22 protein-coding genes are annotated in these 25,125 nt (G+C 73.0%); 12 read left to right on the forward strand and 10 right to left on the reverse strand.

Annotated features, from left to right (window positions below; genetic code table 11):
* Nucleotides 1-6: 6 nt before the first annotated feature.
* On the reverse strand, nucleotides 7-1,134 hold the full coding sequence (locus ABZ078_RS02060; protein ID WP_356570681.1) for a GAF domain-containing protein: 1,128 nt from the start codon (nucleotides 1,132-1,134) through the stop codon (nucleotides 7-9).
* Nucleotides 1,135-1,258: 124 nt separating this feature from the next.
* Here ABZ078_RS02060 and ABZ078_RS02065 point away from each other — a divergent pair, with 124 nt between their 5' ends.
* The 4 genes from ABZ078_RS02065 to ABZ078_RS02080 all read left to right on the forward strand — a co-directional run bounded on the left by ABZ078_RS02065 (nucleotide 1,259) and on the right by ABZ078_RS02080 (nucleotide 5,724).
* On the forward strand, nucleotides 1,259-1,975 hold the full coding sequence (locus ABZ078_RS02065; RefSeq protein WP_356570683.1) for an ANTAR domain-containing protein: 717 nt from the start codon (nucleotides 1,259-1,261) through the stop codon (nucleotides 1,973-1,975).
* A 199-nt stretch (nucleotides 1,976-2,174) separates the two neighbouring features.
* Nucleotides 2,175-3,137, forward strand: a complete 963-nt coding sequence (locus tag ABZ078_RS02070) for a hypothetical protein (RefSeq protein WP_356570685.1) — start codon at nucleotides 2,175-2,177, stop codon at nucleotides 3,135-3,137.
* Nucleotides 3,138-3,400: 263 nt separating this feature from the next.
* Entirely contained in the window at nucleotides 3,401-4,648 is a 1,248-nt protein-coding gene (locus tag ABZ078_RS02075; RefSeq protein ID WP_356570687.1) for an aminotransferase class I/II-fold pyridoxal phosphate-dependent enzyme, read from the forward strand.
* Nucleotides 4,645-5,724, forward strand: coding sequence for an MBL fold metallo-hydrolase (locus tag ABZ078_RS02080; RefSeq protein ID WP_356570689.1), 1,080 nt, complete (start codon nucleotides 4,645-4,647; stop codon nucleotides 5,722-5,724). Before ABZ078_RS02075 ends, ABZ078_RS02080 begins: the two co-directional genes overlap by 4 nt.
* 12 nt (nucleotides 5,725-5,736) lie before the next feature.
* Here the strand turns inward: ABZ078_RS02080 and ABZ078_RS02085 are convergent, their stop codons facing one another.
* Both ABZ078_RS02085 and ABZ078_RS02090 read right to left on the reverse strand, forming a co-directional pair.
* Nucleotides 5,737-6,366: a VTT domain-containing protein gene (locus tag ABZ078_RS02085; protein ID WP_356570691.1), complete on the reverse strand. Its 630-nt coding sequence runs from the start codon at nucleotides 6,364-6,366 to the stop codon at nucleotides 5,737-5,739.
* The gene (locus ABZ078_RS02090) at nucleotides 6,363-7,136 is read right to left on the reverse strand and encodes an MBL fold metallo-hydrolase (RefSeq protein WP_356570693.1); all 774 of its coding nucleotides are present in this window, start codon (nucleotides 7,134-7,136) and stop codon (nucleotides 6,363-6,365) included. The genes ABZ078_RS02085 and ABZ078_RS02090 overlap by 4 nt, the downstream gene beginning before the upstream one ends.
* A gap of 84 nt (nucleotides 7,137-7,220) precedes the next feature.
* On the opposite strand from ABZ078_RS02090, the gene ABZ078_RS02095 reads away from it, so the two are divergent.
* The 6 genes from ABZ078_RS02095 (at nucleotide 7,221) to dnaK (ending at nucleotide 15,328) form a co-directional block, all read left to right on the forward strand.
* On the forward strand, nucleotides 7,221-7,628 hold the full coding sequence (locus tag ABZ078_RS02095; protein ID WP_356570695.1) for a hypothetical protein: 408 nt from the start codon (nucleotides 7,221-7,223) through the stop codon (nucleotides 7,626-7,628).
* A 182-nt stretch (nucleotides 7,629-7,810) separates the two neighbouring features.
* A complete protein-coding gene (locus tag ABZ078_RS02100) occupies nucleotides 7,811-9,865 on the forward strand; it encodes a phage holin family protein (RefSeq protein ID WP_356570894.1) in 2,055 nt (684 codons plus the stop codon).
* 80 nt (nucleotides 9,866-9,945) lie between these two features.
* Nucleotides 9,946-11,007, forward strand: coding sequence for a MoxR family ATPase (locus tag ABZ078_RS02105; protein WP_356570697.1), 1,062 nt, complete (start codon nucleotides 9,946-9,948; stop codon nucleotides 11,005-11,007).
* Nucleotides 11,008-11,078: 71 nt separating this feature from the next.
* On the forward strand, nucleotides 11,079-12,812 hold the full coding sequence (locus ABZ078_RS02110) for a hypothetical protein (RefSeq protein WP_356570896.1): 1,734 nt from the start codon (nucleotides 11,079-11,081) through the stop codon (nucleotides 12,810-12,812).
* A 75-nt stretch (nucleotides 12,813-12,887) separates the two neighbouring features.
* Nucleotides 12,888-13,316 carry an OsmC family protein gene (locus tag ABZ078_RS02115; RefSeq protein ID WP_356570699.1) on the forward strand — a complete coding sequence of 143 codons (429 nt, stop codon included), beginning with the start codon at nucleotides 12,888-12,890 and terminating at the stop codon, nucleotides 13,314-13,316.
* A gap of 137 nt (nucleotides 13,317-13,453) precedes the next feature.
* Nucleotides 13,454-15,328 (forward strand): molecular chaperone DnaK, encoded by a 1,875-nt coding sequence (gene dnaK, locus ABZ078_RS02120; RefSeq protein ID WP_356570701.1) that lies wholly within the window; start codon nucleotides 13,454-13,456, stop codon nucleotides 15,326-15,328.
* Between the two features lie 24 nt (nucleotides 15,329-15,352).
* Here dnaK and narI read toward each other — a convergent pair whose 3' ends face one another.
* The 6 genes from narI to ABZ078_RS02150 all read right to left on the reverse strand — a co-directional run bounded on the left by narI (nucleotide 15,353) and on the right by ABZ078_RS02150 (nucleotide 23,050).
* Nucleotides 15,353-16,075 carry a respiratory nitrate reductase subunit gamma gene (gene narI / locus ABZ078_RS02125; RefSeq protein WP_356570703.1) on the reverse strand — a complete coding sequence of 241 codons (723 nt, stop codon included), beginning with the start codon at nucleotides 16,073-16,075 and terminating at the stop codon, nucleotides 15,353-15,355.
* Nucleotides 16,072-16,566, reverse strand: a complete 495-nt coding sequence (narJ, locus tag ABZ078_RS02130; protein ID WP_356570705.1) for a nitrate reductase molybdenum cofactor assembly chaperone — start codon at nucleotides 16,564-16,566, stop codon at nucleotides 16,072-16,074. Before narJ ends, narI begins: the two co-directional genes overlap by 4 nt.
* A complete protein-coding gene (locus ABZ078_RS02135) occupies nucleotides 16,566-18,089 on the reverse strand; it encodes a 4Fe-4S dicluster domain-containing protein (protein WP_356570707.1) in 1,524 nt (507 codons plus the stop codon). Before ABZ078_RS02135 ends, narJ begins: the two co-directional genes overlap by 1 nt.
* Nucleotides 18,089-21,202, reverse strand: a complete 3,114-nt coding sequence (locus ABZ078_RS02140; protein ID WP_356570709.1) for a molybdopterin-dependent oxidoreductase — start codon at nucleotides 21,200-21,202, stop codon at nucleotides 18,089-18,091. Before ABZ078_RS02140 ends, ABZ078_RS02135 begins: the two co-directional genes overlap by 1 nt.
* 77 nt (nucleotides 21,203-21,279) lie before the next feature.
* Nucleotides 21,280-22,095, reverse strand: a complete 816-nt coding sequence (locus tag ABZ078_RS02145; protein WP_356570710.1) for an SAM-dependent methyltransferase — start codon at nucleotides 22,093-22,095, stop codon at nucleotides 21,280-21,282.
* A 91-nt stretch (nucleotides 22,096-22,186) separates the two neighbouring features.
* Nucleotides 22,187-23,050: a helix-turn-helix transcriptional regulator gene (locus ABZ078_RS02150; RefSeq protein WP_356570712.1), complete on the reverse strand. Its 864-nt coding sequence runs from the start codon at nucleotides 23,048-23,050 to the stop codon at nucleotides 22,187-22,189.
* 229 nt (nucleotides 23,051-23,279) lie between these two features.
* Here ABZ078_RS02150 and ABZ078_RS02155 point away from each other — a divergent pair, with 229 nt between their 5' ends.
* Nucleotides 23,280-23,705, forward strand: a complete 426-nt coding sequence (locus ABZ078_RS02155; protein ID WP_356570714.1) for a hypothetical protein — start codon at nucleotides 23,280-23,282, stop codon at nucleotides 23,703-23,705.
* Here ABZ078_RS02155 and ABZ078_RS02160 read toward each other — a convergent pair.
* The gene (locus ABZ078_RS02160; protein ID WP_356570715.1) at nucleotides 23,687-24,550 is read right to left on the reverse strand and encodes a helix-turn-helix transcriptional regulator; all 864 of its coding nucleotides are present in this window, start codon (nucleotides 24,548-24,550) and stop codon (nucleotides 23,687-23,689) included. The genes ABZ078_RS02155 and ABZ078_RS02160 overlap by 19 nt on opposite strands.
* A 272-nt stretch (nucleotides 24,551-24,822) precedes the next feature.
* Here ABZ078_RS02160 and ABZ078_RS02165 point away from each other — a divergent pair, with 272 nt between their 5' ends.
* Nucleotides 24,823-25,125, forward strand: a complete 303-nt coding sequence (locus tag ABZ078_RS02165) for a 4a-hydroxytetrahydrobiopterin dehydratase (RefSeq protein ID WP_356570717.1) — start codon at nucleotides 24,823-24,825, stop codon at nucleotides 25,123-25,125.

The following is a 25,125-nucleotide window of genomic DNA, read 5'->3' on the forward strand; positions in this document are numbered from 1 at the left end:
GCCCCTCTAGGGCGTTCCCGCCGCCGCCAGTGCCATGTGGCGGGACATCGTGTCCATCGCCTTGGCCTCCGCCATTGAGAACGCCAGGCGGGCTCCGCAGCGGAACAGCGTGAGCACACCCTGCACGGCGCCGTCGGCCTTCAGGGGTACGCACAGCAGGGACGTGACGTTCGCCTGTACGAGGACGGGGGCGCCCTGGGGGTCGTGGCCGAAGGCGCTCGGATTCGGGGGGCGGAGCTGGAGGGCCGGGGAGGCGGTGCGGGCCGTCTCCATGACCAGGGGGCAGGCGGTGGGGTCCTGGGCCGCGAGTGCCTTCGCCTCCTGCTCCGAGGGGGCCAGCACGGTCGTACGGGACAGCCGGGCCGTGCCGGTGTCGGCGATCACCCAGTCGGCGAAGCGGCCGTGCAGGACCTGGGCCGCCCGTCGCAGGACGACCTCCAGGTCGCCGCGCGGCGCGGCCAGCAGGGCCGTGGTCATCTCGTCGAGGACGTCCATCAGCTCCGCGTGCCGGGTGGTCTCGGCGAGGTCGGGGACCTGGGCCGTCGGGCTCTCACCCGCGCCGTGGGCCCCGGGCGCGCGGAGGTCGCCGGGCTGGAGGACGACCAGCACGCTCGTGTGCGGCTCCCCGCTCGGGCGTACGGCGCACAGGGTCGCGTGGACCGGCGCGGAGGGGCGCTGCTGGAGATGCACGGTGAGGCCGCGGTCGCCCTCACCACGCGCCACCGCCGCCGCCTGGGAACGGAACGCCACCCGGTCGGCACGGGCGAGGAGACCGGTCAGCGGCCGTCCCGTCGCATAGCCCGCCCGGACGCCGGTGAAGGACGTCGCCGCGAAGTTCATCCGGCGCACCACCGCCTCCCGGTCCACCAGGGCCACCGGCAGCGGGAAGCGCTGGAACACCGCCTTCAGCAGATGCTGCTCCTGACGGTCGGAGGGCGCCGTGCGGGGCACTCCGCCCGAGGACAGCCGCTCGTACCACGGCCACAACTGGTCGGCCACGTGGTCGAGTTCGAAGATGGCGGCGTCCAGGACCGTCGGCAGGTCCCCTCCCGACAGGGACCGCGCCGCCTTGAGCTCCGCGACGCGGCGTACGAAATCCGCGAGCTCTTCACCGAATTCGTCCGTCTGCGCCATGGGACGAACCTAGCTGGCGACAAGAGGTCACGGGACGGCGGGGCGCCAACTGCCACGGCGCCTTCTCTCACGGTTTTCCTCGCGCCGGCCCGGGAACGCGCACGAAGAAGGAGGAGGGTTGAGGATGGCCGTGCACGAACAGGTGGACCGCTGGGGTGACGAGTCGGCCGAAGCCGCCCTGCCCGGGCGCAGGTTGTCCGAGCTGGCCGAACAGGCCGTACGCTGCACCGCGGACTGCTGCGGGGCGAGCAGCACGGTGTCCGAGGCGGGCGCCGAGCGCCCCGCCGCCGTCACCCATCCCGACCTCGCCGGGCTCGTCGCCGTGCAGCTGCGGTCCGGTGACGGGCCCATCCCGGCCGCCCTGGAACGCGGCGGACCGGTCGACACGGCCGACCTCCTGCACGACGAGCGCTGGCCGGACTACCGCGCCATGGCGCTCGACTCGGGGGTGCGGTCCTGTGTCACGCTGCCGTTCCGCCGCTCCGGGCTGACGGTGACGCTCAGTCTCTACAGCTTCCGGCCCGGCGCACTGGAGAACGCCTCGCACGGGCCTGTTCGAGCCCTGGGCGAGTTCGCGGTGAGCTGCCTGGTCCGCGACCGCTCCTACCGTGCCGCGCTCACCGAGCTCGACCAGCTCGGCACCGCGCTGCGCACCAGGCCCGTCGTCGACCAGGCGTGCGGCATCGTCATGCACGTCCTCGGCTGCGACGCCGACGCCGCCTTCGGGGTACTGCGCCGCATCTCGCAGGGCACCAACCGCAAGCTGTCGGACGTCGCCTCCGGCGTCGTCAGCAGGCGGGGACGCGGGCTGGAGCGGGACTTGGCGGCCCTGCTGAACTGACGGGGCGGGTTGGAACACCCAACTCGCCGGGGCGGAGTCGGTTCGGAAAGTGGACTCACGGCGGCCGGCTCACCCACTCGGCCGCCCCCGTCCCGCGAATGGTGCCCGGCCGCGCGCGTGCGGGCGCCGGGCGGGCTGTCATGGCTGCGGGGGCACGACCGCCGTACCCCCGCAGCCGTCGGCCGAAGGAGTTCACCCCATGCGCCGCACCGCCCGTGCCCTGTCCGTCGCCGCCCTGTCCGGTGCCGTCGTGGGCTTCGCCGCCTCGGCCGCCTGCGCGGACCCGGCCGTGGAGGTCAGCCCCGGCACCGTCTCGCCGGGCGGCAGCGTGACCGTCGAGGTCTCCTGCGATCCCGTCGACGGGGCGCCCGACACCGTGGACGCCACCTCGCAGGCGTTCGAGGAGGGCACCGTCGCGCTGAAGCGGGTCTCCGGCGACGAGGGGGATGCCGGGCCCGCTTACAGCGGTACCGCGACCGTTCCCCCGGCGGAGAACTTCGAGGGCGATCCGGACGCGGCCGGAGCGGACTCCGCCTGGACGGTCGACGGCACCTGCCCGGCGGCGGCCGGCGACGAGGGCAAGCCGTGGAGCGCGACGTTGACGGTGGCCCTCGACGACGGCGCCGGCACTCACGGCGGTGGTGGTGCGGACGGCAGCGGGGGAGCCGCTGATCATGGCGCGGACGGCGGCGCGGGCGGCGCAGGCGGCACGGTCGGCGGTGAGGGAGGCGCCGATCACGGCACAGAGGGCGGCACAGGCGGCACGGACGGTGGCAGGGGCGGCACCGATGGCGGCACCGGCGACACCGGCGGCACTGCTGGCGGCGGCGTCGGCGCCCCGGACGGCACCGACCGCCACTGCACCGAGCCTCACGCGGGCAAGGCCGAACCCGGCGGCACCGCGTCCCACGGGAGTGCGAGCGAGCACCACTCCGGCAGGAGCGAGCACCACTCCGGCAGGAGCGAGCACCACTCCGGCAGCAGCGAGGCCCACCCCGAGGACTGCGGCAGCGCCGCCGTCGAGCACGGCGTACGGGCCGGCCAGGGCGGCGCCTTCACCGACTCCGTCCCCGCCCTGGTCGCCGGCGGCCTTCTCATCGCGACCGCGCTCGGCGGTGCGGTGTACCGGCTGTGCCGCAGGACGCCCACCGGGGAGGGCTGATCCGCACGGTCACCCGCCGGCGGGCCGCGGTGTGACCGGCGCAACCCAACCCGGCGGCCATGGGGTGGCGCGACGATGGGTACTCAGAGCGCGAAGGGCACGCCACACACCGTGCGCACCCCTCGCCGTACGAACCTCAGGGCCCGCACCGCGCGCACCGCAGAACCCGATTCCCACAGCCGACCAGCCCGCCCGGACCCCGGCCCTCACGGAGCAGCACAAGACGACGAACCCCCACGGCACCAGGCAGCGCGGAGGAACGGATGCGCCGGACGGATCCCGAAGGCCACGGCCCCGTCCGTTACGGGCCGCCCCTCCCGGACGACGGGCTGCCCGTGCTGCCCGAACTGGCGGCCGTGCTCGCCGCGGCCGCAGGCCGGTCCGAGAGCGAGCCGATCGGGGGCGGCGCCGCACTCCTGGAGGCCGCGTGCGGCTACTGGGACCGGCGGGGTCTGCCCACCGAACCCGCTCGGGCCGTGGCCGCTCCCGGAGCGCCCGCCCTGCTGCTCGCCCTGACCGCCGCGCTCGGCGGCGACGTCCTGGTGCCGCGGCCCTGTGCCGCCTGGTGGGCGCCGTACGCACGCCTGTTGGGCAGACCCGTCTTCCATGTGGCGACGCCGGCCGAGTGCGGCGGGGTGCCGGATCCGTACGCCCTGCTGGAGACCGTTCGCCGGGTCCGTGCCGAGGGCGGTGACCCGCGGCTGCTCGTGCTGTCCGTCGCCGACGACCCCACCGCCACCGTGGCGCCGCCCGAGGTGCTGCACGAGGCCCTGGAGGCCGCGACCGGCGAGGGACTGCACCTGGTCAGCGACGAGACCTGGCGCGACACCGTGCACGCCCCGCACGACACCGTGCTGTTCAGCCCCGCCGAGATGCTGCCCGAGCACGTCACCGTCGTCACCGACCTGGCCGGCGCCCTCCTGCCGCCCGGCTGGCCCGCCGCGGTCGCCCGGTTCCCCGCGGGCGAGACCGGCGACAGCCTCCACGCGCGCGTGCTCGACGTGCTCACCGCGCTCGGCGCCCGTATCGCCGGCCCCGTCGCCCTCGCCGCCGCCCATGCCCTGAGGGAGCCCGAGCCGGTCACCGCACGGGTCGACGCCACCGTACGCCTGCACGCGCGCGTGGCCGCGGCCGTGCACGCCGCCGCGGTCGGCGCCGGAGCCCTGGCACGGCCCCCGCAGGCCGGACGGCACCTGTACGTCGACCTCGGCCCGCTGCGCGCCGGGCTGTCCGCGCACGACGTCGGGGACGCGCAGGACCTGGAGGACTTCCTCGCCGCCCGGCTCGGCATGCCCGCGCCGGGCGGGCACCGCTTCGGCGACGACCTCGGCGCGCTGCGCGTGCGACTGTCCACCGGACCGCTGCTGGCCGGCGGCGACGAGGAACGCGCGCAATGCATCACTTCACCCACTCCGTTGGAACTGCCACACGTGCACCGTGCGTTGATCCACTTGAAGTCGGTCTTCGACGATCTCCGCGACGACGCTCAGCGATGGGAGCCTCCTCGATGACGCAGCAGTCCGAGTCAGCCATGTCGACCACGTCGACGACATCGCGTACGGCCACCGGGCAAGCCGACGCCCCGGCGGACCCGTCCTCCTTCGCGCCCCCGTTCCCCCCGCTCGCGGCGCCCCGCCCGCTGGGCGAACGCCGGGTGTGGCCGCGGACCTTCCACGACCGTCTCACCGCCCCGCTCCCCGGCATGAAGGCCCTCGCCCGCTTCGCCCGCGAGGGAGCCGTCCGCCCCGGCCGGGAGGGCCTCGCCGACATCCCGCGACTGCCCTTCGAGCCGAGCCCGCTGCCGCGCGTGGACGCGCGCACGGTCGCCGTCTCCTGGGCGGGGCACGCCAGTTGGGTGGTGCGGATCGGCGGGCTGACCGTGCTCACCGACCCGGTCTGGTCGCGCCGCATCCTCGGCACCCCGGCCCGCATCACCCCCGTCGGCGTGGCCTGGAGCGCCCTGCCGCGTGTCGACGCGGTCGTCATCAGCCACAACCACTACGACCACCTGGACGCGCCGACCCTGCGCCGACTCCCGCGCGACACCCCGGTGTTCGTGCCGGCCGGGCTCGCCGGCTGGTTCCGCCGCCGCAGGTTCACCCAGGTCACCGAGCTGGACTGGTGGGAGGCCGCCGAACTGTCCGGCGTCCGCTTCGACTTCGTGCCCGCCCATCACTGGTCCAAGCGCACCCTCACCGACACCTGCCGCAGCCTGTGGGGCGGCTGGGTGCTCACCGCGCCCGACGGACAGCGCGTGTACTTCGCGGGCGACACCGGCTACGGCCACTGGTTCACCCGCATCGGCGAGCGCTACCCCGGCATCGACCTCGCGCTCCTCCCCATCGGCGCCTACGACCCCCGCTGGTGGCTCAGTGACGTCCACTGCGACCCGGAGGAGGCGGTCCGCGCCGCCCAGGACCTCGGCGCGCGACGCATGGCGCCGATGCACTGGGCCACGTTCGTGCTGTCGGCGGAGCCGGTCCTGGAACCGCTCACGCGCGTGCGCGCGGCGTGGCAGAAGGCGGGACTGGACCGGGACGACCTGTGGGACCTGCCGGTGGGGGGTTCACGGGTGCTGCAGCGATGACGTGCACCCGCGTCACGGGGCGCCGCCGGCTCTCCGCACCCGGCGCCAGACGGTCGGCGTCGCGCTGATCAGCACGGTCAGCGCGACCGCCGCCACCACGCCCTCCCACGGCTCCTCGAACAGCGAGCCACCGAGGATGCCGATCAGCTGGTACGTCACCGCCCAGGCCAGGCAGGCCGGAAGGTTGCCGCGGGCGAAGCGCCGCATCGGCCACTTCGCCAGCAGGCAGGCCAGCATCACCGGCAGGCGGCCCGCCGGCACCAGCCGCGACAGCACCAGCACGGCCACATCGTGGTCGGCGAGCTTGCGCTGGGCCCGCGCGAGCCGGTCCTCCGGGGCGCGTGAGCGGATCGCCTCCAGCCAGCGCGAGCCGTTCTTCGAGCCCATGCCGCGCCGCCCCAGCCAGTACAGGATCGCGTCGCCCAGGAACGCGGCCGTAGACGCCGTCAGGAACACCAGCGCCAGCGAGAACGGCGCCGTCTGGTGAAACGCCACCACCGCGGCCGAACTCACCAGCGCCCCCGTCGGCACGACCGGCACCAGCGCCCCGATCAGCACCAGCAGGAACAACGACGGATAGCCGATCGCCTGCTGCGTGGACTCGGCCGGCACCACCGTCGCGGCGACGGCCAGCGGCGTCACCGGGTCACCTCCGGGCGCACGCTCTCGCCGTGCGCGAGCCGGTGCACCGACACGCCGGGCGCGCGCTCGGCCGCGAGCCGCGCGAACTCGTCACCGGGCGCGTGGAATTCATGGGGGCGCACCGCATCCATGCCGATCGGCCAGTACGTGCCGTAGTGCACCGGCACGGCACTGCGCGGCGCGAGCCGGGCGAGCGCCTCGGCCGCCCGCCCCGCGTCCAGATGGCCCTCACCGAGGTAGGGCCCCCAGCCGCCCACCGGCAGCAGCGTCACGTCGACCGGGCCGACCTCCTTCGCCATCGACTCGAACAGGCCGGTGTCCCCGGCGAAGTACGTGCGTGCCTCGCCTTCGATGACGTAGCCGAGCGCGGGGGAGCGGCGCGGGCCGATCGGCAGCCGCCGCCCGTCGTGCCGCGCGGGCACGGCCCGTACGGTCAGATCGCCCACGGACGTCACGTCGCCGGGCGCCATCTCGGTCACCCGCAGGTGCGTGAGCCGGCGCAGTCCCGGCACCGCCCGGGGCGCGCCCCGGGGCACGAGCAGGCGGGTGCCCTGCTCCAGCCTGGCCAGCGACGGGACGTGCAGGTGGTCGGCGTGGAGGTGGGAGACCACGGCGACCTGCGCGTGCCAGGCGGCGGGCGGGGGCAGCGCGCCCCGGCGGCGGCGCAGGTGTGCGAGCCGGCGTGCGAACAAGGGGTCGGTGAGGACGCGCACGTTCGAATCCTCGATCGTGCAGGTGGCGTGACCCCACCACGTGATCTCCACCGGCACCTTCTTTGCCCCCTTCGCGCGACTCCCCGAAGCGTACGGGCTGGAGTAGGGTCGGCGGCGAAACCCGGAGGTGAGGGGGACGCCATGGGGTCATCCGTAGTGCGCGTGACGGCGATCGCCAGTCTGACGCCGCTCGAAGAGCTGGACGCCGACCCCTTCCTGGTGGACTCCCGCGGCCAGCACGCGATGTGCGCACGCTGGGCCACCGAGCACGGATACGTCGTCGCGCGTGAACTCCTGGTACGCGGTTTGAGGGTGGACCACAGCGTGCTGTGGGAGGGCGTCCGGCCCGGCCTCGACCTGTTCGTGGCGCCCAGCCGCAGGGTGCTGGAGAGCGCGCTGTCCTCCGTCGAGGAGTTCACCGCGGAGTGCGCCCGGCGCGGGGTGCGGGTGGAGACGGTGGGACGCGCGGAACCGTTGTACGACGCCCAGATGAAGGCGCGGGTGCACCGCAGGCTGTCGATGCCGACGGCCGGCTACGACGGCCGGTGACGAGCGCGCGAGACGGCGCACCGAAGTGACCGGTGGGGCACCGCGCACCGGCCGGGTGTCGGTGGCGTGTGCCACGCTGGGCGTAGGGGCCCGCTTCGGGGTGGTGGGTCGACACCGGAGGTGGGCTGGGCGTGCGTGGGCGTTGGCGGCGGATCGCCAGTCAGGTCGGGCGGAGCGTCGCCGTGTGGGCCGTCTCCACCGTCACCATGCTCGTGCTCGCCGGGATCCTGCCCGACTTCCAGCTCCAGTCGGCGGACGGTGACAGCGCGACCAGCATCGCCGTCACCGCCGCTCTCGGCGCCGGCGCCTTCGGTCTGCTCTCCGCGCTCGTGTGGCCCCTCCTCGTACGGCTCCTGCTGCTGGTGCCCGCCCTGGTGCTCGGCCTGCTGGTGTTCTTCCTCAACGGCTCGCTCCTCATCGTCGCCCTCAGCCTCGTCCCCTCCGGCGACAGCGAGGCGGCCCCCGAGACCGCCGTCATCGTCGCCGCCGTGATGTCCGCCGTGGCCTCCGCCACCGGCGCCGCCCTGGCCGTACGGGACGACGACGCCTACCGGCGCCGCCTGTACCGTCTCGCCGACCGCCGCCGCAGAGCCCTGCCCCCCGGCCCGTCCAGCCCCGGCACCGTCTTCGTACAGCTCGACGGCGTCGGCCACGACGTGCTCCTCGACGCCGTCGGTAAGGGCATGATGCCCACCGTCGCCCGCTGGCTCGGCAAGGCCAAGGGCGACGACGCCCCCGACGACGCCCCCGACGGCGCCCGTCCCACCCACCGGCTCACCCCCTGGCGCACCGACTGGTCCAGCCAGACCGGCGCCAGCCAGCTCGGGATCCTGCACGGCAGCAACCACGACGTCCCCGCGTTCCGCTGGTACGAGAAGGCCGGCCGCGAGATCATGGTCTGCAACCGCCCCACCAGCGCCGCCGAACTCCAGCGCCGCGCCATCGACCGCACCGGCGACCCCGGACTGCTCGGCTCCGACGGAGCCAGCCGCGGCAACCTCTTCAGCGGCGGCGCCGGCGAGCAGGCCCTGGTGCTGTCCATCGCCACCAAGCGGCGCAGCCGGGAGAACCGGTCCCGGGCGGGCTACTTCGCCTACTTCTCCGACCCCGCCAACGCCGTGCGCACCGCCCTGTCCTTCACCGCCGAGGTCGGCCGCGAGATCGGCCAGTCCACCCGGGCGCGCGCCCGCAAGGTCCGCCCGCGCGTCTCCCGCGGTGGCCTCTACCCGTTCATCCGCGCCTTCGCGACCGTCGTCGAACGGGACGTCGTCGTCGCCGCGGTGATGGGCGACATGCTCGCCGGCCGCACCGCCGTCTACGCCGACCTCGTGGCGTACGACGAAGTGGCCCACCACTCCGGGCCGTTCAGCGGTGACGCCGAGAAGGTCCTCGAACGCCTCGACCGGGCCCTGGCGCTGATCGAGAACGTCGCCGAGCACGCGCCGCGGCCGTACCGGATCGTCGTGTTGTCGGACCACGGCCAGAGCCCCGGCGAGACCTTCCGCGCCCGCTACGGCCTCGGCCTCGGCGACCTGGTACGGGCCGGCTGCGGGCTGCCCGTACCGCGCCGGGCGCAACGCACCCACAGCGGCGCCGAGGCCCGCGCGGCCGTACGGGCCGCCCTGCACCGGCCCGTCGAGGAGGGCGGCGAGCAGCACCGCCTGTCCGGCCGCCGCTCCGAGCCGATCGTGCTGGCCTCCGGCAACCTCGGCCTGGTCTCCTTCCCGGACGTCCCGCACCGGATGACCAAGGAGGAGATCGACGCCCGCCACCCCGCCCTGCTCACCACTCTCGCCAACCACCCCGGCGTCGGCTTCCTGCTCGTGCGCAGCGAGAAGCACGGCGGGGTCGTGCTCGGCGCGTACGGCGCGGAGATCCCGCTGGACCGACTGGACGAGCATCCGGGACCGTTGGAGGTCTTCGGGCCGGGCGCCGCCGACGCGGTACGCCGCACGCACTCCTTCCCGAACGCCGCCGACATCATGGTCAACTCCGCCTACGACCCCGCCGACGGCGAGGTCCTCGCCTTCGAGGAGCAGATCGGCTCGCACGGCGGACTCGGCGGCGCGCAGGGCAAGGCGTTCCTGCTGTCACCGCTCGCCTTCTCCGCGCCGGCCGACGACGGGGAGGACCTCGTCGGCGCCGAGCACGTCCACCACGTCCTGCGCCGCTGGCTGCGCGAATCGGACGGCCCCCAAGTGCCCCTGGAGGCGGAGCCGGAGGAGCGGGCCGCCTGAAAATGGGCTGCGTCCGAGGGGCCGCGGGCACACACTGTTCGAGTCGCAAAGCCCTCGAACACACCCAAGGAGCCCCTGCCTTGCAGGCAGCCGTCACCGTCACGCCCACCCGTGTCCCCGAACTCCTCCTCGGCCTCGCCACCGTGCGGCCGGTCTTCCTCTGGGGCGCCCCCGGCATCGGGAAGTCCTCCCTCGTCAGGGACTTCGCCGAGTCGCTGGGGCTGGAGTGCGTGAGCCTGCTCGGCACCCAGCTCGCGCCGGAGGACCTGATCGGTGTGCCGCAGATCCGGGACGGGCGCTCGGTGTTCTGCCCGCCGGAGGCGATCGCCCGCGACGAGCCGTACTGCCTGTTCCTGGACGAACTGAACGCCGCCACCCCGGATGTGCAGAAGGCGTTCTACTCGCTGATCCTGGACCGCCGTATCGGGAACTACGAACTGCCCAAGGGGTCCATCGTCATCGGCGCCGGCAACCGCGCCACCGACAACGCCCTCGCCCGGCCCATCGCCTCCGCGCTGGTCAACCGTCTCACCCACGTCCACCTGGAGGCCTCCGCCAAGGACTGGCTGACCTGGGCCGCGAACAACGACATCCACCCGTGGATCCTGGACCACCTCACCGACCGGCCCGACCACCTGTGGTCCAAGCCGCCGAAGACCGAGGAGCCGTTCTCCACGCCCCGCTCCTGGCACATGCTCTCCGACGCGCTGCACTCCTTCGGCCAGGGCCTCGACGAGGAGACCCTGAAGGTCCTGGCGCACGGCACGCTGACGCCCGCGCACGCCACCGCGTTCTGCGGCTACGTCAAGATCGTGCGCAGCCGGTTCGGCATCGAGGCCATCATCAAGGGCGACGCCCGCTGGCCGCACCGCATGGCGGACCGCGACCTGCTCTACTACCTCGCCGAGTCCTTCCGCGGGCGCCTGATCAAGGAACTGCCCGTCAGCAAGGAGCACCTGTCGGCGAGCGGGCGGCAGACCGCGTACCGCGCCAAGTCGCTGCTGGTGCAGCTCGCGGAGATCTCCGTCGAGGTCGCCCAGAGCGTCATCGCCTCCGACGCCGACGGCAACCCCGTCCTGCCCGCCTGGTTCCTGGTGGAGGCGGCCCGGGACATGCCGCGCCTGGTGGAGGCACGGCGGTGAGCCGGACTCCCGCCGACCGGACTACCGCCAAGAAGAAGCGGGATGTCGCGGCCGAGGCGTTCGCCGAGGGGATGCGGCTGGTGCGGGCCAACCAGGCGCTCGCCGCCGTCGAGTTCAGCGTCTGCCGCGAAGAGAAGTGCGAGACGGCGCCCCGGGACGGACTCGTCCGCGTCTCCTCCAGCGGCACGCTGCACGCCCACCCCCACCGTGTCGCCGATCCCGCCGTGTGGGCCTGGTCGATCGCGCACGCCGTCCTCCACCTGGGCTTCGGTCACGTTCCGGCCGCGAAGGGGGAGCGCGAGCAGCCCGACCGGTACGACATCGCGGCGCGCTGCGCGGTCGTCAACCGCTTCCTGCTGTCCTTCCCCGTGGGCCGCGCCCCGGACGACCAGCCCCTGGCGTACCCGGACGGCGACGAGGAGCGACTCGCCGCGCACTGGCGACGCCACGGGCTCCCGGCCGGGTACGAGCGCTGCGGTACCGCCGGCGCCGAGCCCGACCAGCTGCTCGTGGAGTGGAGGGACTGGTACAACCAGCCCCCGGACCACCAGCTGGCCTTCGCCACCGCCCTGACCCGCACCGTCTCCACCGCGATGGACATGGCGGGCGGCCGCCGCGACTCCATGGACGGCGAGCCGGTCGAGAAGCGCCCCTGGCAGTGGGCGCTGGAGTGGTTCATCACCTCCTACCCGCTGCTCGGCGGCATCGCGGCCGGCATCAAGCTGGTCGCCGACGCCGAACTCGCCCGCGCGCACGGCATCTCCGTCGCCGCCGTGAACGCCGAGGCCGGCGAGATCTACATCAACCCGCTGCGGACCTTCGAGTCCGAGGAGTGGCGGTTCATCCTCGCCCACGAGATGCTGCACGCCGCCCTGCGCCACGGCGACCGCTGCGGCACCCGTGACCCGTACCTGTTCAACGTCGCCTGCGACTACGTCATCAACGGCTGGCTGCGCGAGATGCAGGTCGGGGAGATGCCCCAAGGGCTGCTGTACGACGCGCAGTTCACCGGCCTGTCCGCCGAGGAGGTGTACGACCGGATCGCCGGCGACCTGCGCCGGATGCGCCGGCTGGCAACCCTGCGCGGCAAGGGCGTCGGCGATGTGCTCGGCGCCCCGCTCGGCCCGCCCGGCGCCTTCTGCGACCTCGACGAGTTCTACCGCCGCGGCCTCTCGCACGGCCTGGACCTGCACCAGCAGCAGGAGCGCGGCTTCCTGCCCGGCGGCCTGGTCCAGGAGATCCGTGCGCTCAGCCATCCGCCGCTGCCCTGGGACGCCCGGCTGGCCCGCTGGTTCGACGAGTTCGTGCCGCGCCCCGAGCCGGTCCGCAGCTACGCCCGTCCCTCGCGCCGCCAGTCGTCCACGCCCGACATCCCCCGCGCCGGCCACTACTTCCCACCCGAGGAGATCGCCCGCTGCACCTTCGGCGTCGTCCTGGACACCTCCGGCTCCATGGACCGGGTGCTGCTCGGCAAGGCGCTCGGCGCCATCGCCTCCTACGCCGCGGCCCGGGACGTACCGGCGGCGCGGGTGGTGTTCTGCGACGCGGCACCCCACGACGCGGGGTATGTGCCGGTGACGGACATCGCCGGGCGGGTGCGGGTGCACGGCCGGGGCGGTACGGTCCTGCAGCCCGGGATCGACCTGTTGCAGCGGGCGGACGACTTCCCGCCGGGCGCGCCGGTCCTGGTCATCACGGACGGCTGGTGCGATGTCCTGCGGGTGCGGCGCGAGCACGCGTACCTGGTTCCGCCGGGCCGTCGCCTGCCGTTCACCCCGCGTGGGCCGGTCTTCCGGGTGCAATGAGGGCGAGTGTGATCGGATGGGGGACACGGGTCCCGAACACGGGACTCCACTGTAGGAATTTCGAAGGGATTCATCGTGGCAACCACGCGCTCCGCACACACCGTGTGGGAAGGCAACCTGTTCCAGGGCAACGGCGTCGTCTCCTTCGACTCCTCCGGCAGCATCGCCCAGCAGCCGGTGACGTGGGCGTCGCGCGCCGAGGAGGCGAACGGCAAGACCAGCCCGGAGGAGCTCATCGCCGCCGCCCACTCCAGCTGCTACTCGATGGCCTTCTCCAACATCCTCGACAAGGCCGGCACGCCGCCGACCAAGCTGACCACCTCCGCCGACGTGACCTTCCAGCCCGGCGAGGGCATCACCGGCATCCACATCACCGTCGAGGCCACGATTGCGGGCATCTCCGAGGAGGACTTCCAGGCCAGGGCCGAGGACGCCAAGGTCAACTGCCCGGTCAGCCAGGCGCTGAAGGCGGTGCCGATCACGCTGTCGGCGAAGCTGGCCTGACCGCTGCGCCAGGGGGCTGAGCGCCCGCTCAGCCCCTGTTTGGCACCCGCCCCCCGGGGTCACCCGTCCCATTGACAAGAACCCACTCAAGTTTTGTGCTGGAGTTCGAAGGGGCGCCCGGGTGGAAGGGGACGACGATGGCACGCGCGGTCGGGATCGATCTGGGGACGACGAACTCGGTGGTGGCCGTCCTGGAGGGCGGCGAACCCACGGTCGTCGCCAACGCGGAGGGGGCCAGGACCACACCGTCGGTCGTGGCCTTCGCCAAGAACGGCGAGGTCCTCGTGGGCGAGGTCGCCAAGCGGCAGGCGGTGACGAACGTCGAGCGCACCGCCCGGTCCGTGAAGCGGCACATGGGCGACGGGAACTGGCGCTTCCCGGACCAGGGCGACATCGACGGCACCCGCTACCGGGCGCAGGAGCTGTCGGCCCGGGTGCTGCAGAAGCTCAAGCGGGACGCCGAGTCCTACCTCGGCGAGGACGTCACCGACGCGGTGATCACCGTCCCCGCGTACTTCGACGACGCCCAGCGGCAGGCCACCAAGGAGGCCGGCGAGATCGCGGGCCTGAAGGTCCTCAGGATCATCAACGAGCCCACGGCCGCCGCCCTCGCCTACGGCCTCGACCGGGGCGAGGAGCAGACGGTGCTGGTCTTCGACCTCGGCGGCGGCACCTTCGACGTCTCCCTGCTGGAGATCGGCGACGGCGTCATCGAGGTCAAGGCCACCAACGGCGACACGCACCTGGGCGGCGACGACTGGGACCAGCGGATCGTCGAGCACCTCGTGAAGAAGTTCAAGGGGCAGTACGGCATCGACCTCGGCAACGACAAGATGGCGCTCCAGCGGCTGCGCGAAGGTGCCGAGAAGGCCAAGATCGAGCTCTCCAGCTCCTCCGAGACGACGATCAACCTGCCCTACATCACCGCCTCCGCCGAGGGCCCCCTCCACCTCGACGAGAAGATGACCCGCGCCCAGTTCCAGGAGCTCACCGCGGACCTCCTCGACCGCTGCAAGACCCCCTTCCACCAGGCGGTCAAGGACGCCGGCATCAAGCTCTCCGCGGTCGACCACGTCATCCTGGTCGGCGGCTCCACCCGGATGCCCGCCGTCACCGACCTCGTCAAGGAACTCACCGGCAAGGACCCGCACAAGGGCGTCAACCCCGATGAGGTCGTGGCCGTCGGCGCTGCCCTCCAGGCGGGCGTCCTCCGCGGCGACGTCAAGGACGTCCTCCTGCTCGACGTCACCCCGCTGTCCCTCGGCATCGAGACCAAGGGCGGCATCATGACGAAGCTGATCGAACGCAACACGACGATCCCCACCCGCCGTTCGGAGATCTTCACGACGGCCACCGACAACCAGCCCTCCGTCGGCATCCAGGTCTACCAGGGCGAACGCGAGATCGCCGCCTACAACAAGAAGCTCGGCGTCTTCGACCTCACCGGCCTGCCGCCCGCACCGCGCGGCGTCCCGCAGATCGAGGTCGCCTTCGACATCGACGCCAACGGGATCATGCACGTCTCCGCCAAGGACCTCGCCACGGGCCGCGAACAGAAGATGACGGTCACCGGCGGTTCGGCGCTCCCCAAGGACGACATCGACCGCATGATGCGGGAGGCGGAGCAGTACGCCGAGGAGGACCGCAAGCGCCGCGAGGCCGCCGAGACCCGCAACCAGGCCGAACAGCTCGTCTACCAGACCGAGAAGTTCCTCCGCGACAACGAGGACAAGGTCCCCGCGGACACCAAGGCGGAGGTCGAGACGGCGATCACCGACCTGAAGCGGCAACTGGAGCAGAACGCCGAGACGAGCGCTCTGCGCACCGGCATCGAGAAGCTGGCCACGGTCAGCCAGAAGATGGGCCAGGCGATGTACGCCCAGTCCCAGCAGACACCGACGGACAGCGCCGCCGGCGCGGGCACGGAACAGACCGCACCGCAGGACGACGAAGGCGTGGTGGACGCGGAGATCGTCGACGACGAGAAGGAGCAGAAGGGCGGGGCGGCCTGAGGTCGCGACGCCGCGGCGCGGCGCCTACGCGTCCGTCTTCTCCCGGTCCCGTCTCCCCGGCCGCGGCCCCAGCCGCTCGGGGTCGCGGCTCCGGTACACCACGTACGGCCGGAACAGGTACCGCACCGGTGCGCTGAACATGTGCGCCAGGCGGGTGTACGGCACCAGCGCGATCAGGACCATGCCGATCACCGCGTGGATCTGGTGCACGACCGGAACGCCCGCCATCAGGTCGGTGTCCGGGCTGAGGGTGAACAGGCTGCGGGACCAAGGGCCGATCGACTGGCGGTGGTCGTGGCCGTCGCCGGAGGCGTGGGCCAGCTCGGCGACCATGCCCGAAACGATCGCCGCGAGCAGGACGGCGTACACCAGCTTGTCGCCGGCGGTCGTCGCGCGGGGCACGGGGGCTTGGGCGCGGCGGCGGTGGATCAGCACCACGATCCCGCCGACCGCGACCACGCCGGCCGCGGTGCCGCCGTAGAGCGAGAACAGGTGGTAGGCGTGCTCGCCGACGCCGAGCGCGTCCGTCCAGGACTCCGGGACGAACAGGCCCACCAGATGGCCGACCAGCACGAACAGGATGCCGTAGTGGAAGGCCGGCGAGGCGATGTTCAGCAGCCTCGACTCGCGCACCCGCGACGAGCGCGTGGTCCAGCCGAACCGGTCGTGGCGAAGGCGCCAGACGAGGCCGGCGACGAGCAGGACGAAGGTGACGTACGGCAGGACGCCCCAAAGGAGTGTGGTCATGAGCGCACTCCGGTGCGTGCGGTCGGCAGGGTGGCGCACACGGCGTCGAGGACCGTCGCGTACGGCGTGCCGAAGTCGGTGAGCCGGGAGCGGAGTTGCTCCAGGGCGTCGCGGTGCTCCAGCAGGAGGTCGATGTCACCGGTGCGGGCCGCGAACTCCAGCACCGCGGGCAGGAAGTCGGGCAGCTCCTCGCCGGCCAGTTCCAGGCCGTAGGCGTTGTAGAGGTCGTGGAAGCGGACCAGCGCCCTGCCGCGCCGGCGGGTGTCCCCGTCGCGCCACCAGCTCAGGTACAGGCTGTGGCGGCTGTCCAGGTCGAAGACCTCGACGTAGTGGGCGGCCAGATCCCCGGGCGCGGTGACGGCCGCGTGGTCGGTGAACTCCCGTAGCTGCGGGGCGGCTTCGCGCAGGAGCGGAAGCCTGGCACGGAAGTCGTCGTCGGGGTAGGTCAGGCAGAGCGCGGCCGCCTGGTAGAGCACCTCGAAGGCGGGCATCAGGTCTCCTCGGCGTCGGCTGTGTGGGTCATGGCGGCGGTGTCCGTCTCGTCCGCGGTCTGCCGTCCGCGCAGGCTGTGCAGGTTCTCCACCGGCACCAGCGGCAGCAGCTTGCGGTCCGGGTCCCGGCCGAAGGGGCCGTCCCCGCCCATCCCGGGCCCGCCGTCGTGATCGAGACTGCAGCCCTGCGCCAGCGCCGACTCCTCCAGGCGCCGGGCGTCCCCGCCGGCGGCCGTCGGAATCACGTACCGGTCCTCGGACTCGGCGACCGCCAGCAGCCGGTACATCTCCTCGATCTCGTACGCCCCCATGCCGACGGCGGCCGCCACCGAGGGGTCCGGCTCCTCACCGAGGTTGATCGCCCGCATGTGGGAGCGCATCGCGGCGAGCCTCTCCAGCGAGGCCCGGACCGGCCCGACGTCACCGGCTGAGAACAGCTCCGCCAGGTACTCCAGCGGTATGCGCAGGCTGTCGATCGCGCCGAACAGGTTGCGCGCGTCCTCGCCGTCGTGCCCGGTCTCCGCCAGCGCGTCCACCACCGGCGACAGCGGCGGGATGTACCAGACCATCGGCATCGTCCGGTACTCCGGGTGCAGCGGCAGCGCCACCCGGTACCTGCTGATCAGCGCGTGCACGGGCGAGCGACGGGCAGCCTCCAGCCAGTCGTCCGCGATGCCCGCCTCGACGGCGGCGCACCGCACCGCCCGGTCGTCGGGGTCGAGGAACACCCCCAACTGGGCCTCGTACAGGTCCTTCTCGTCCCGCACGGACGCGGCCGCCGTCACCTTGTCGGCGTCGTACAGCACCACCCCGAGATAGCGCAGCCGGCCCACGCACGTCTGCGAGCAGACCGTCGGCAGACCGGCCTCGACGCGCGGATGGCACAGCGTGCACTTCTCGGCCTTGCCGGTGCGCTGGTTGACGTACACCTTCTTGTACGGGCATCCCGTCACGCACATCCGCCAGCCCCGGCACCGGTCCTCGTCGACGAGGACGATGCCGTCCTCCGCACGCTTGTACATCGCCCCGGACGGACAGGACGCCACGCAGGACGGGTTCAGGCAGTGCTCGCAGATGCGGGGCAGAGAGAACATGAAGGTCCGCTCGTACTCGAAGCGCACCTTGTCCGAGGCGTGCCTGCGCGCACGCTCGGCCATCGGGTCCAGGTCACCGGGGGCGGGGGCGTCGGTGAGGTTCCGGTGGTCGTCCGCGCGGGGCTCGTCGTAGTCCTCGATCTCCGGGAGTTCGGGGTGGGAGAAGATCCCGGCGAGCTTGCGCAGCCGGCCGCCCGCCTTCAGCCTCAGCGCGCCGCGCCGGTTCAGCTCCCAGCCGCCGCGCCACCGCTCCTGGTCCTCGTAGCGGCGGGGATAGCCCTGGCCGGGGCGTGTCTCGACGTTGTTGAACCAGACGTGCTCCATGCCCGGCCGGTCGGTCCACGCCTGTTTGCAGGTGACCGAGCAGGTGGGACAGCCGATGCACTTGTCGAGGTTCATGACCATCGCTATCTGGGCCATCGGGCGCATCAGTACTCGACCTCCTGGCTGCGGCGGCGGATCACCGTCACCTCGTCGCGCTGGTTGCCCGTCGGGTCCAGGTAGTTGAACGCCCAGGTCAACTGGGCGTAGCCGCCGACGAGACGGGACGGCTTGAGGATCAGCCGGGTGGTGTCCGGTTCCGGGACGGCGATGGTGTGTTCCCGCGCGTGGTGCATGTGGACGGTGCCGTGCGGTATCCGGTGGGAGACGGCCGCCCGGGCGACGACGACGCCGCCGCGGCCGACGGCCTCGACCCAGTCGTCGTCGACGACCCCGATCACCTCGGCGTCCCGCGGGGACAGCCAGATGTGCCGGCCACCGCGGGAGAGGGCCAGCATGAACAGGTCGTCCTGGTACTCGGAGTGCAGGGACCACGTGTCGTGGGGGGTGAGGCAGCGGACCGTCACCTCCTGCTGCCCGTCCGGGCCGAGACGCGGTTCGCCGAGCAGCCTGTTCCTGTCCAGCGGCGGCCGGTAGACGGGGAGCGCCTCACCGATCTCATGGATCCAGTCGTGGTCGAGGAAGAAGTGCTGACGGCCGGTGAGGGTGTGCCAGGGCTGGAGGTGCTCGGTGTGGAGGGTGAAGGCGGCGCGGCGCCGCCCGCCGGACCCGCTGATGCCCTCGGCGGGCGGCCCGGGCCGCTCCACCAGCGGCTCGAGTGCCGCGAACCTGGCGCCGATCGCCGTGTAGTCCCGCTCGACGACGGTCAGGTTCGGCAGGGTCCTCCCGGGCACGGGGTCGCACTCCCCGCGCTTCCAGTCCAGGACGACCCCGCCGGGCTGGGCGATCTCGCCGGGGGTGTCGTGCTCGAGGGGCGTCGCCACCAGGTCCTTGCGTACGCCGAGATGGTCGACGGCCAGTTCGCTGAACCGCTCGGCCAGCGCCTTGAACGTGTCGGTCTCGTCCCAGGCGGCGGGCAGGACGACGTCCGACAGCAGGGTGGACGACGTGTGCCGGAAGTCCAGCGACAGCAGCAGGTCGAGCTTGCCCTCGGGTGCCTCCTCGCGCCAGATCACATCCCGCGGCCGGACGTCCTCGGGCGCCTCCTCGGCCCGCGGGGACGAGTCCGTGCCCAGCAGATGCCGCGTGAAGAACTCGGCGCCCTGCGCCGACGACCCGAGCAGGTCGGCCCGCCACAGTGTCAGCACCCGCGGCCAGTTCTCCGGCGCGTCCGGGTCCTCGCAGGCGAACCTCAAGGTGCCCGCCCGCAGTTCGGCCACCACCCGCGCCACCGGATCGCCGAACACCGCGCCCAGCTCCAGCGGATTGCGGTCGAAGGTCGGATACGACGGCATCCACCCCGACCGTGCCGACAGCGCGAGACAGTCCGCGCCCGTCATCCCCCGGAACCGGACCGCACCGAGCGGCGAAGCCAGCATGTCGGCCGTGAACCGGTCGTAGCGCCACTGGTCGGTGTGGAGGAACCAGTACGCCGTGCCGCTCATCCGGCGCGGTGGCCGCGCCCGGTCCGACGCGGACGCGAGGGTCGCCCCGCCGGTCACCGGGCGGCCCCTGTCCTGGCCCGCGCGGTGCGCCCAGCCGCCGCCGTCGCGGCCCGGGCAGCCGGTGAGCTGGAGCAGGGCGAGGAAGGCGCGGTACATCGTCTCGGAGTGGAACCAGTGCGTGGTGCCGGCGCCCATGAGGATCATGCAGCGGCCCTTCGACCGGTCGGCCGTCCGCGCGAACTCCCGCGCGATCCGCACGCACCTGGCCGCCGGGACGGAGGTGTGCGCCTCCTGCCAGGCGGGCGTGCCGGGCGCGTCGGCGTCGTCGTACGACACCGGCCAGTGGCCCGGCAGCCCCGGCCGGGCCACCCCGTACTGGGCGAGCAGCAGATCGAAGACCGTCGTCACCAAAGGCCCGTTCACCCCGCCGAGCTTCGTCGCCGGCACCCCTCGCCGTACGACGTCCCCGCGTCCCTGACCGTGTGCCCCGCCGTCGGTGTCGAAGCGGGGCAGCAGCACCTCGACGCCCGCGGCGACCTCGCTGCCGTACAGGCTCAACCGTGGCCGTATGTCGCCGAGTTCGAGGTTCCACCGGTCCTTGCCCGACCTGGTCCAGCGAAAGCCCAGCGAGCCGTTCGGGGCGACCGCGCGGCCCGCCACCTCGTCCAGCACGACCGTCTTCCACTCGGCGCCCTCACCCTCCTGCCCCACGTGCGAGGCGCGCAGGAACTTCGCCGGGACGTAGGCGCCGTCGCGCTCCTCCAGCGTGACCAGGAAGGGCAGGTCGGTGAACTTCCGTACGTAGTCCGCGAAGAACGGCGTCTCGCGGTCGACGAAGAACTCCTTGAGGATCACATGGCCCATGGCGAGGGCCAGCGCGCCGTCCGTACCGGGGCGCGGGTGCAGGCACTCGTCGGCGAACTTGGCGTCGTCGGCCCGGTCGGGGGCGACGACCACGACCTTCTGGCCGCGGTAGCGGGCCTCCGCCGTCCGGTACGCGTCCGAAGTCTCGGTCACCGGGGCGTTCGAGCCCCACATCATCAGATACGCCGCGTCCCGGCAGTCACCCGCCTCCGGCCCGTCGGCCTGGTCCCCGAACACCTGCGGGAAGGCGACGGGCAGATCGGCGCACCAGTCGTGGAAGGACAGCATCGGGGCGCCGATCAGGCAGTGGAAGCGGGCGCACGCCGCCTGCGACACCATCGGCATCGCGGGGGACCACCCGGCGACGCGGTCGGGGCCGTACGTCCTGAGGGTGTGCACATAGGCGGCGGCGACCAGCTCGATCGCCTCGTCCCAGCTCGCCCGCACCAGGCCGCCCTTGCCGCGCGCCCGCTGGTAGCGGCGGCGGCGCCCGGGGTCGTCCTGGATGTCCGCCCAGGCCGGCACGGGGTCCCGCAGACGCTGTTTCGCCTCCCGGTACATCTCCAGGAGCACACCGCGGACGTACGGGCGGCGGATCCGGGTGGGGGAGCAGAGCTCCCAGGGGAGGGCGGCGCCGGGAGAGCCGAAGGGCTCGTGGTCGGGGCGGTCGGGGCCGACGCCCGGACGGTGCGGATCGGGCGCGGCCGTACCGGGGAGGAAGAACCTCCCGGCCTTCAACAACTCCGCGCCCGGCTCGGCGGGCGGAGCGGGCGGTATCCGCGTGTCGGTCACAGGCGCTCCCTTGCTTGCCCTGGTCCCGAACCTAGGGCGGGGCGCGGGAGCGCACCCCTTCACGGCACCCGTACGGGTCAGACCTTGCGGGCGACCCCCGCGTACACGGGCACGATGCCCTCGGCCTGGGCCGCCACGTCCTCCGGCTCCGGCCGCCAGCCGTGGACGGGGATCACCCCGGGGCCGAGCAGTTCCAGGCCGTCGAAGAAGCGGGAGAACTCGGCCAGCGTCCGGGGGAAGAAGGGGGTCCCGCTGCGCCGGAACTGGTTCGCCGCCTTCTCGATCACCTCGGGGCTGAGATCCGGGGTGACCTGGGACAGGATCAGGTGGCTGCCGGGGGCGAGCGCGGCGACGTACCTCCGGAGCAGGCCGTACACGTCGTCTGCGTCGGGATCGTCGCCCAGGTAGTGGGTGAGCGCGACCAGCGACAGCGCGACCGGTTCGGAGAAGTCCAAGGACTCGCCGGCCCGGCCCAGCAGGGTGTCGACGTCACGGACGTCGGCGTGCACGTAGTCCGTGCTGCCCTCGGCGGTGCCGCGCAGCAGCGCCTGCGCGTGCCGCAGCACGATCGGATCGTTGTCGGCGTACACGACCCTGGACCGCGGGGCGACGCCCTGCGCCACCTGGTGCAGGTTGGGCTCGGTGGGGATGCCCGTGCCGATGTCCAGGAACTGGCGTGTCCCGGCCTCGGCGGCGGTGCGCACGGCCCGGTGCATGAACCGGCGGTTGGCGCGCGCTCCCCGTAGGACCGTGCCGTCCACGGCGAGGATCCTGCGGGCCAGTTCCTCGTCCACCGGGTAGTTGTCCTTGCCGCCCAGCCACCAGTCGTAGACGCGGGCCGGATGCGGCCTGCTGGTGTCGACGCGGGTGGGCGCGGCCTCGGATCCGGTCATGCGCTGCGTTCTCCTCGAAGGTCGTCTGCGGTCGTGCACAGGTCGTCGGCCGTGGCCGGAAAGGTTGCCGTACACCGCGCAGCGGTTGCGCTCAGCAGTCCTCGCGGTACTCCCGCAGGATCTTCCTCGTGCGCTCGGCCGACGCGGCACCCGTCGACATGTGGTCCAGAACCTCCAGGTGCGCGGCGACCTCCTTGCGGGAGTCCAGGTACAGGGCGCCGGTGAGGTACTCGGTGTAGACCATGTCGGGCAGCTCGGGCTCGGCGAAGCGGAACAGGGTGAAGGGGGCGTACGTCCCCGGGTGCGGTCCGGACGCGAACTCCGCGATCTGCAACGTGACCCGGTCCCGTTCGGCGAACTCCAGGAGCTTGTCCAACTGGTCGCGCATGACCTCGCCGCGGGCGCTCACCGGACGCCGCAGCACCGTCTCGTCCATGATCACCCACAGATGGGGCGGGTCCGGGCGCTCCAGCAACCGCTGCCGTCGCATACGCAGCGCCACATGCCGCTCGACGGTCTCCGGCCCGCTCTGACCGATCGTCCCGGCCTCCAGCACGGCACGGGCGTACTCCTCGGTCTGGAGCAGACCCGGCACGAAGTGCGGCTCGTAGGAGCGGATGATGCGGGCGGCGCCCTCCAGGCTCACGTACAGGCTGAACCAGTCCGGGAGCACGTCGTGGAACCGCTGCCACCAGCCCGGCTGGTTGGCCTCCTCGGCCAGGTCGACGAACGCGGCCGCCTCGTCCTGAGGTACGCCGTACGTCTCCAGCAGCACCTGCACGTACGGGATCTTCAGGGCGACCTCGGCCGTCTCCATGCGCCGCACGGTCGCCGCGGCCACCCGCAGCACGCGTGCCGCCTCGTCGCGCCCCAGCCCGGCCGCCTCCCGCAGCTCCTGCAGGCGCTTTCCCAGCACCACCTGGCCCACGGTGGGCGCGGGTCGCCGCTCACTCACGCCACGCCTCCCCTACGCGCCGAAGTACGGGTGCAGTGTGCCATGTTCCGGTTCCGGATCGGGATGGTCGCCGCTGCGCGCCGACCGCGGGGCGGTGCATTACCTCCCGGGTAATCGCCCTCTCGGCCCGTCCGCGGGACCGTTGTGGCACCGGGTTCCGGGGCGGCGCACTCCGTCCCGGGACCCGGGCCCCCGCCCACAACCCGACCTCCACGGAGGGTGATTCGTCATGTCCGCCACCTCGCTCGCCGCACTCGCCCGCACCTCCGACCCGCAGACCGTGCTGCGCCGCTTCCTGGCCCTGGACGCGGTGGTGACCGGGGCGAACGGGATCGCCTACCTCGTGGCGTCCGGCCCGCTCGGCCGCCTCCTCGGCGTGGACCGGGGGCTGCTGCTCGGGCTCGGGGCGTTCCTCACGGTGTTCGCGGCCGGCGTCGGCCTGCTCGCCTCCCGTGCCCGGCCCGCCGCGTTCCCGGTGCGAGCCGTGATCGAGGCCAACCTCGCCTGGGCCGTGCTGAGTGTCGTCGCGCTCGTGGTGTGGCTGTCTCCGACCACGGCGGGCGCGGTGTGGACCGTGCTCCAGGCGCTCACGGTCGCCGGGTTCGCGGCGCTCCAGCACGCCGCCCTGAAAGCCCGTCAGGGAACCATCGACTGAAGGTACTTGACCGTCGCCGGGTCGGCCGGGAGGAACGTCTCGACGGCCAGTTCGGCGACGGTCACGTCCATCGGCGTGTTGAAGGTGGAGATGGAGGAGATGAAGGACAGGACACGGCCCTCGTGCTCGATCCGCATGGGCAGTGCGAAGTACGGGACCGGTCCGGCCGGTTCGGCGGTCTCGGTCGGTTCGGCGCCGGGCGACTCCTCCGGCACCGGATACGCCGCCACCTCCTCGTACAGCTTCTTCAGCGGCTCGGAGCGGCGCAGCGCGATCTGCCGGTCCATCTGGTCGAGCAGATGCCCGCGCCACTCGCGCAGGTTGCGGATGCGCGGCGCGAGGCCCTCCGGGTGCAGCGTCAGGCGCATCGCGTTCAGCGGGGGCGTGAGGAGGTGCTCGGGGACGCCGTCGAGCAGCATCAGGATGCCCCGGTTGGCCGCGTGGACGTGGTACATGGCGTCGACCACGAGGGCGGGGTAGGGCTCGTAGCCCTGGATCAGCCGCTCCATGCCCGCGCGGAGCGCGTCCATCGCGGGATCGTCCAGCGGGGTCTCCGGGTAGCGGGGGGCGTAGCCGGCCGCCAGCAGCAGCGCGTTGCGCTCGCGCACCGGCACGTCCAGGTGCTCCGCCAGCCGCAGCACCATCTCCTCGCTCGGGCGTGAACGGCCCGTCTCGATGAAGCTGATGTGCCGCGCCGAGGAGTCGGCCCGCAGTGCCAACTCCAGCTGGCTGACCCGCCGTTGCTCCCGCCAGGCCCGCAGCAGCGGGCCCACGCCCTGGTCGGCGGGGCCGGGGGCGGGGGCGGGGCCGGGCTGAGCGGCGTTCTTGGGCGGGACAGTGGTCATGTGTACGACCGTAGTCGAGGAGCGCGGGAAGATGGCGTCCCCGGCGGCCGGCGGCGCCGCCTCCGGCCACCTGGTCACCACTCCGGTGCCGGTCACCCCATCGGCTCCCTCCGCGGCTTCCTCCGCGGCAACCTCCTGGGGTGCCCGGTGCCGGGTGTTTTCCCTTCGGACGAGTACCCCGGCCGTCCCCCGGGCACCGTCCGACCAGGGCCGCGGCGCCCCGGCTGTGGCAGGCTGACACCGAACCCGCCAGTCCAGGAAGGAGCGAGGCCATGCCCCTCGAACCGCTGTCGCAGAAGGAGATCGAGGACCGGCTCGCGGAGCTGCCGGGCTGGTCGCTCGACGGCGACCGCATCGCGCGTTCCTACCGGTTGCCCTCGCACTTCGCGGCCACCGCGATGGTCGTGCACATCGCCCAGATCCAGGAGGAGCTCGACCACCACTCCGACCTCACCCTCGGCTACAACACGGTGTCCCTCACCGTGAACACGCACACCGTGGGCGGCGTGACCGAGCGGGACTTCGCCCTCGCCCGGAAGATCGAGGAGCTCGCGCCGGGCCACGGGGCACATTGA

The organism is Streptomyces sp. NPDC006385 (genome assembly GCF_040612485.1).
GTDB lineage: Bacteria > Actinomycetota > Actinomycetes > Streptomycetales > Streptomycetaceae > Streptomyces.